Annotated in this window: 5 protein-coding genes and 1 pseudogene; 2 read left to right on the top strand and 4 right to left on the bottom strand. The window is 63.8% G+C overall.

Features of this window, described 5'->3' with window-relative positions; translation table 11 throughout:
* Positions 1–1184 precede the first annotated feature (1184 nt).
* Both DWV20_RS09645 and DWV20_RS09640 read left to right on the top strand, forming a co-directional pair.
* A complete protein-coding gene (locus DWV20_RS09645) occupies positions 1185–1838 on the top strand; it encodes a DUF1648 domain-containing protein (protein ID WP_147327790.1) in 654 nt (217 codons plus the stop codon).
* A gap of 551 nt (positions 1839–2389) precedes the next feature.
* Positions 2390–2584, top strand: coding sequence for a ribbon-helix-helix domain-containing protein (locus DWV20_RS09640; RefSeq protein WP_117717075.1), 195 nt, complete (start codon positions 2390–2392; stop codon positions 2582–2584).
* A 12-nt stretch (positions 2585–2596) separates the two neighbouring features.
* On the opposite strand, the gene DWV20_RS09635 is transcribed toward DWV20_RS09640, so the two are convergent.
* The 4 genes and pseudogenes from DWV20_RS09635 to DWV20_RS09935 form a co-directional block, all read right to left on the bottom strand.
* Positions 2597–3994: a sensor histidine kinase KdpD gene (locus DWV20_RS09635; protein WP_118256881.1), complete on the bottom strand. Its 1398-nt coding sequence runs from the start codon at positions 3992–3994 to the stop codon at positions 2597–2599.
* 26 nt (positions 3995–4020) lie between these two features.
* The gene (locus tag DWV20_RS09630; protein WP_117717073.1) at positions 4021–4683 is read right to left on the bottom strand and encodes a response regulator transcription factor; all 663 of its coding nucleotides are present in this window, start codon (positions 4681–4683) and stop codon (positions 4021–4023) included.
* Positions 4684–4728: 45 nt separating this feature from the next.
* The gene (locus tag DWV20_RS09625; RefSeq protein WP_147330273.1) at positions 4729–4953 is read right to left on the bottom strand and encodes a hypothetical protein; all 225 of its coding nucleotides are present in this window, start codon (positions 4951–4953) and stop codon (positions 4729–4731) included.
* Between the two features lie 16 nt (positions 4954–4969).
* Positions 4970–5383 (bottom strand): annotated as a pseudogene (locus DWV20_RS09935) (lantibiotic ABC transporter permease); the annotation flags it as partial.

Here is a 5383-nt window from a genome sequence, read left to right as displayed (position 1 = left end):
GTGCGACGGGGGCGAGGCGAATGGCTGAGCGGTATCGATATGCGGGTTCAACGGTATTATATTGACCACATAGATTATTAACCTGCATTTCTAACAGTTAAGGAGACGGGTGCTTTCCAGCACACTCCTTCGATGATGCCTTCCGCTAGTTGCTATGCCGGTTTCAGCCAACAAAGAATGTGCCCGGGCGCTCAGGTTCACCGTTAGCGTTGGCAACATATGAGATGGGCCAGACCCTTACCGCGCGCCGATTGCGCGAGAGGTGTCGGGCTCCATGTTTATTCCACCTGCTTGTTATCAACCAGCTTCGTTCAACGTTAGACATTCAAGATGTCAGACGTCGAACCTGCGCCAAAGACGCAGCTGGGGCTACTAGTTGCCTACAATCGCTCGCGAAGCTCGCCTGTTCGTGCGTGAATATCTGACAGCTCCGTCAGACATTGTCGGACATTTGATTGTTCGACAAATGCGCACGTGGTCGCGTTCGCAAAGATTACTGAACGGTCGATGGGTGCGTTGAGACCGGAGCAAACGGCGGATGCCAGAAAAATGGCCTCACAGAATCGCACCCATGGTTGATAAAATTGACCGCCCTGGCGCAAATACCCGGGCGGTCAATTCATCCCCTCGTTCGCGATCCTGTTGGGTTTTGGGGCTTTGACATGTTGTTGACGGATGGATCAGCCGTACAGCTTGATCTCCCGGGGTTCCATGTGGTCGTCCCCCAATAAAACGTCCCTGATGTAGCTCTGCGGCAGGAACTCGACGGGCAGCACTGGGTCGTCGACGTAGCCGGGCACGGGGAGTAGGCGTGGCCTTTGGATATAGCGTGGCCGCCTGCCGGCGGTCGGACTGCCACTTCAGTCAAAAGCTCAGGCGCGCGCATTAAAATAATGGATATATCGCTTGATAGGCTTTTGACCAAGCATGAACATCGCAGGTAAATCCGTGTACCAATTTTTGGTATACGAATTTACCTGCGGTTTGCTGAAAGCTCTGACATGCGCTGTCGACTTCATTAAAATCGATTGCCGATCAAGTCTTCCTATATATGCGAGCCCTGAGAAACTGCGCTGTGAACCTGAGACTGCTATCGATCGGCCCGGTGCACCGGGCCGCTGTCCTCGAGCCGGCATCAGCTTGCCGGTCTCAAAACGTATACTTGATTTAAGGCGGAGTGGAATGTGGGCGCGCAAGGAGATGCGGAATCGATGAGAGCCTCAAAAAAAATTACTGCAGTGTTATCATCTTTCATCCTCTCTATTCTTCCATTTCTGATTCTATGGGCGGCTTGGTCAGTCCTCCCTGATACAATTCCCGCTCATTGGAGTGGGGGTGTGGTTGATCGATGGGGTAATAAGCTTGAATTGCTGGTTGTTCCGCTGTTTTCCCTGATTGGTTCTATTGCAATTTCTGTGTACCTTATTGTTTCCACGCGGCGAAGAGAGTTCGCGGATTTCTCTGTTCGAATGCGACGGGACTTTGTTGCGTGCTATATTTCTAGTCTTCTTTTATCGACAACCTGCTCAGTGATAATTGCCGTTTGGGTTCAGTTGATTCTTACGCAAAGCACTGCGGTTGATGGGGGGCTTGGACTATCGATCCTGTATTCCCTTCCCGGGCTATATGTGATCTTGTGCGCTTTGCCGCCTTTTTATGCGAGCGGCGAGAGCAAAAAGGCAGAGCGCCTGATAACAGTTCTTATTGGCGGCGCGGAGATTGTTCTTTGTGGAATAGTGCTTGAAGGTTCGGCTGCCTCTTATGCGATGATTGGACTGATGATTCTGTTCTGTGCGTTTGAGATTGTGTCACTGGTAAGGGATAGCCGGTCCTTATGAGTTGAATTACGCGCGTGCGGATATAAAGGGTGGCATGTTAAATTTGTTGAAAACTCTGACATGCGCTGCCGACTTCATTAAAATCGATTGCCAATCAAGTCTTCCTATATATGCGAGCCCTGAGAAGCTGCGCTGTGAACCTGAGACCGCTATCGATCGGCCCGGTGCACCGGGCCGCTGTCCTCGAGCCGGCATCAGCTTGCCGGTCTCAAAACGTATGCCGTCCGGTACGACCAACAGCCGAGTCTTGCGCCCAGTTCGAGCAGCGCCAGAGCCCCGTGCCGGAACCCACGCAGCCGATGGCAGGGGAATTCAGCCGCGGCCATCGAGGAGCCGACCCAGGGACGGCGCCCCCAGTCCTCGAAAGATTTCCACCGCCCCCTACAGGCCTGGATTGATTTAACAGTTGATTTAATCTGGCTGAACAAGCCGAGCATGGGCCGGTTGACAAAATGTAAGGTAAAATAGCAGATACGACCGTACGCCGGTGCGGGGTTCGGGTGATGTGATAGAAAGTAATACACGTATTACATCTAACCGGGAGGTGCATCATGGCAACCGCCACCGCAGCCCTGAGAACCCCCGAGGACCTCGCGAACAGGTACGACCGCCTGGCGAAGTCGACGGGCCGCACGAAAACCTTCTACATGACGGAGGCGCTTGCCGCAGAGATAGGCAGGCTCGAATACGAGTACGGCCTCATGAATTATCCGGGAAGCGTTTGGTTGCGAGGCATGCCGGTGTGAGGGCCTGATTCGTCAGGCCCCGCACAGGGGGACCGCGATGGTGGCCACCGCGCCGCCCGAGGGGCTGTTGGCGAGCGAGACGGAGCCCCCGTGGGCGCTCGCGGCCTCGGAGGCGACGTGGAGGCCGAGCCCGTAGTGGCGGCCTCCGTCGCGCGAGGAGCGGGACGAGTCGTCTGTGAAGAGGCGCTCGCAGCCGCGTTCGAGGGCGGCGGGAGAGAAGCCCGGTCCGTCGTCGGCCACCTCGATGACGAGGTGTCCGCCCGCGACGTCGCAGGAGACCGCCACGCGCGAGCGCGCGTGCTCGGCGGCGTTGGCCACGAGGTTCGCGGCGGCTCGCGCCAGGGCGGTTCGGTCGAGCGGGGCCTCGGGCGCGCCCACGACAGCGGGGCCCGTGGCCGCGTCGAGCGTCACGCCTCGCGCCCGGGCGATCTGGGCGGCCTCGGCGAGGACCTGCTCGCAGAGCTCGGCCGGCCGCATGGGGGCCCTCTCCGCCCCGCCGGACCCGCGCGAGGCCTCGATGAGCAGGCGCACGTAGCCGTCGAGCCTTTCGACACCGCCGGCTATGTCGCGCGCGGCGGCCGAGAGGTCGCTGTCATTCTCGTCTTCCAGCTCCTCCGCCACGAAGTCGGCGTTGGCGCGCAGCACGGTGAGCGGCGTCTTGAGGTCGTGGGCGAGCGACGCCACCTGCTCGCGCTGCCCCCGCTCCGCGGCCCAGCGGGCCTCGAGCGACTCGGCGAGGGAGGCCCGCATGGCGTCCATCGCGGCGAGGACGTCGTTCACCTCGCGCACGTTGGTGCTGCCGACCGCGAAGTCGAGCTCCCCCGCGCCGACGCGCCCCGCCGCCTCCGCGAGCGGCGCCATCTTGCGCGAGATCACGCGGCTCGCGCGGCGCGCCACGAGCGCGAGCGCGAGCGCGCTTCCCACAGCGGCGCCGACGAGCATGAGGTTCTGCGGGTTGGGAAGCAGGCCGGCGAGATCGCGCGAGACCCACTGCGGCAGGTACTCGCTGACGAGCGCGCATGCCCCGCCGCCCTTGAGCGGGAACGCGGCGTAGGTGAGGCCCGAGCCCCCGCCCTCGATCTCCACTGTGCCCGGATCCGCGGCGAGTGCCGTACTGGCCATTTCCGTCGCGTCCTCGAGCCGCGTGCCCTCGAGGTCTGTCATCAGCACGTATCCGTCCTTGTTCAGGATGAGGTAGCGGTACGCCGTCGGCACGTCCTGCTGCCCGCAGACGCCGTCGCGTGCCAGGCCCTCCGCGACCTCGCGTGCATTGGCCGGCCCCCAGCTTGCCTCGTAGACGAAGCCCACATTGATCGCCGCGGAGAGCGCCATGAACGAGGCGAGCCACGCCGTGGCGACCGCCGCGAACGCGTAGGCGAAGTAGCGCGCGATGACGAAGGAGAGCGGCATGCCCCCGCGACCTCGCGCCCCGGTCCTCAGAGCTGCCACTTGTACCCCATCCCCCAGACGGTCGCGATCGGATCGGCGCCGGCCTCGGAGAGTTTCCTCCGGGCGCGGCTGACCTGCATGGATATGGCCGCGTCGTCGGCGTCGCTCTCCCAGCCGAGCACCGCCTCGCGTATCTGCGCGCGGCTCATGACCTGCCCGGGGTGGCGCGCGAGGTACTCGCAGATGGCGTACTCGGTGGGAGTGAGCGGCACGGTCTCGCCGCCCACGGCGAGGTCGCGCGCCCCGAGGTCGATCCGCACCTCCCCGAAGGAGAGGGCGTGCGAGCGCGGCCGGCGCTCACGGCGTAGATGGGCCGCGACCTTGGCGCGCAGTTCCGCGGCCCCGAAGGGCTTGCGGACGTAGTCGTCGGCGCCCAGGCCGTAGGCGGCCACGGCGTCCTCCTCGGCCACGCGCGCGGTCAGGAAGACGATGGGCCCGTCGAAGTCCGGGCGGATCTGCCGCACGAGCTCGAAGCCGTCGAGCCCCGGCATCATGACGTCGCAGAGCACGAGGTCGAAGCGCGAGAGGTCCATCCCCGGGACTGTCGTCGGGTCGGCCGCCCTGACGACCTCATGGCCGTCGCGGCCGAGGACGCGCGCGAGCGCGTCGAGGATCGCCCGTTCATCATCCACTGCCAGTATCCTCGCCATGTTCGACCTCCTGAAACTCTCGTCGGAATTGTACTAGCGCCGCACTCAGCGGTCCAGAGCCCTGCGCGCAGCCGCGGGCGCCTCGGCCGCGTCGCACGCGTGGTAGCGCACGCCCGAGCCGCCGCGCGCCTCGATCTCGAGCCAGCCCTCGCCGTCCGACTCCCGCCCGAAGAAGATGAGCTGGAGCTCTCGGACATTGCCCCTGTCGTCCGCAGCGTCGAGCAGGGCATTCCCACCCAGGACGAGCGCTGCGGAGAGGAGGACGAGCATGGCGGCGAGCGCCTTCCTACGCATCTGCCCTCCCGTCCTCGAAGCGGCAGAACCAGGCGAGAAGGACGGCGGCGGCTGCCAGGGTGAGCGCGAGGCCAGCGAGCGCAGTCGTGAGGAGAGGGCCCGCCGCGCGTGCGGCGTCGATGAAGGCCTCCACCACGAGCGACCCCAGGCGCGCGGGCCAGGCGAGCGGCACCCAGCCCAGGGGCGTCGCCAGGGCACCGGTGAGCTCGCCGGTCATGAGGCCGTGTGCAAGTCCGCCCACCGAGAAGAACGCGAGGAGCGTCCCCGCCGCGCCGCCGCCGATGGCGGCGTTGCGGCCGAGGCGCAGGGCCACGCCGAGCCCCAGCGCGTAGAGGGGCAAGCTGCCCAGCACGATGCCCGCCCAGGCGGCCGCAAGCGGAGCGGGCCCGAGCGGCAGGCGTCCGGC

It is taken from the genome of Collinsella sp. AF02-46-1, from assembly GCF_003465825.1.
Classification (GTDB): domain Bacteria; phylum Actinomycetota; class Coriobacteriia; order Coriobacteriales; family Coriobacteriaceae; genus Collinsella.
Note: the sequence above shows the minus strand (reverse complement) of the source record. Positions and strands in the feature narration are given on the sequence as shown.